This window comes from Streptomyces actuosus, from assembly GCF_016921115.1.
Lineage (GTDB): Bacteria > Actinomycetota > Actinomycetes > Streptomycetales > Streptomycetaceae > Streptomyces > Streptomyces actuosus_A.
This window is the reverse complement of sequence record NZ_JAFFZS010000098.1, coordinates 1-1,506: the sequence shown is the minus strand read 5'-3', so window position 1 is coordinate 1,506 and position 1,506 is coordinate 1. Positions and strand designations below refer to the sequence as shown.

4 protein-coding genes are annotated in these 1,506 nt (G+C 47.1%); all 4 read right to left on the bottom strand.

Going from position 1 to position 1,506, the window contains the following annotated elements:
- Positions 1-183 (bottom strand): hypothetical protein (locus JS756_RS35695; protein WP_205387422.1); only part of this gene is annotated, 183 nt, incomplete at its 3' end.
- Between the two features lie 42 nt (positions 184-225).
- Positions 226-459 (bottom strand): hypothetical protein, encoded by a 234-nt coding sequence (locus JS756_RS35690; protein ID WP_205387421.1) that lies wholly within the window; start codon positions 457-459, stop codon positions 226-228.
- 309 nt (positions 460-768) lie between these two features.
- Positions 769-1,044, bottom strand: a complete 276-nt coding sequence (locus tag JS756_RS35685; protein WP_240204871.1) for a hypothetical protein — start codon at positions 1,042-1,044, stop codon at positions 769-771.
- 63 nt (positions 1,045-1,107) lie between these two features.
- The coding region (locus JS756_RS35680; RefSeq protein ID WP_205387419.1) for a GAG-pre-integrase domain-containing protein at positions 1,108-1,506 on the bottom strand (399 nt) is incomplete at its 5' end.

The following is a 1,506-nucleotide window of genomic DNA, read 5'->3' as shown; positions in this document are numbered from 1 at the left end:
CCTCTCTTGTGGCTCCCCATCACTATCATGCCTTTCAGGTGATTCCATCACCAGGGGATAGGATCGCTCACCATATCCACCCTTATCACTAGGCTGGCCTGGTGTAGGCTCCTCCAGGGTCTCCTCTGTGTCTTTCTCCCCTTTGAGCTGTACTGTACTTGGCCTCTCATTATCCATGTCCATGGTGTCTGGTTTCTCGCTCTCAGTGCCCTGTGGACTAACTGATCATTCTGGAGTTGGCTCAGCTCCATTCTCATTAGTCTCAACCCATTGCTCACTTTCTAATGGTTGAATCACTCTCTCTTGCTCTTTTGGCGCCCCAGCAGGTGCAGGTGCGGGCATAACTGGCTGACATTTATCCTCATTTATCATAGGAGTGTTTATCTGAGCAGTTTCTTGACTCGGTCCACCACCCATCAGCATACCACTAGTAATTAACCCTCCATGCATGGTTGTCATCACCATACTTGTATACTTTGGCAACTTTGGGGCAGGATCTCAGCCAAATAGCTTGCCTGGTGGATCCAAATAACCCTTTTCTCACTTGCAGAATTCAGGGTTCATAACTAACCTCAATTCATTGCCTCCTCAGGGCAGGACATAGTACTGCTTATCACTCTTCCTGTACATCAGAAACATCCCTTCTGCCACTTGACTATCCAGCTTGCTATCTGGACTATTATCATGGTAAAGTACCCGGCAACCCCAAGCTTGCAAATTGCTTAGGTCTGGTGGATAGCCCATCCATAGCTTATGTGGTGTCTTTCTTCACCTGTCTTCATCCTCTGAGCCTTTTATCATTGTGGTCCTATTCCTCAAATAGTTGGCGTATAACACCGCGTACTTCCAGTACTTCTTGTGGATCTTGGCATCAAATAGTAAAGCCCTTGTGATCTCTAGGACTAGTCTATTATACCTTTCTGCAACACCATTCTGAGGCGGGGTGCCAGGCTCAATGAACTCAAATTCAATACCCTTAGGCTGGCCCCAAGCCTCTAATGCCTTGAACTCGCGCGCATTATCTGTCCGGATAATCAATAGCATCTGGCCAGACTGGTGTTGAACCCATGGTAGCCAAGCATCAAAGGTCTGAATTAGACTCTCCACTCACTGATCTGGCTTCATAAATAGCCAGGAGAATCTCATGCAGTCATCTATCAATGATAGGAAGTAGCATGTATCACCCATTGTTTCTCTGCTAGGACCCCAGAAATCCATGTAGACTCGCTGTAGCGGACGACTCGCTCTTTTCACTGGTATATGGCTCTGCGTCTTATTCTTCTTAGCCATCACGCATATCTCACAGTTATCATTAAGCATCTCATCGCTCTTTCCTAGTCGTAGCTCGCTTAGGTCCATCAACTCGAGGCACTTATTAAACCTCTGTCTCCCGGGATGGCCTAGCCGTCGGTGAACTAGCTCTTGTTTCTTGGCTGTTGCTTCATCTGCAGATAGTGCTAACTGAGTGTACTGCATCCTCTTAGAATTCTCAATGCCACCTAATAG

What these genes read in the sequence shown, in the direction of transcription:
- JS756_RS35690 (WP_205387421.1), bottom strand. Translation starts at nt 459, where the DNA reads ATGACAACCATGCATGGAGGGTTAATTACTAGTGGTATGCTGATGGGT.
- JS756_RS35685 (WP_240204871.1), bottom strand. Translation starts at nt 1,044, where the DNA reads ATGCTATTGATTATCCGGACAGATAATGCGCGCGAGTTCAAGGCATTA.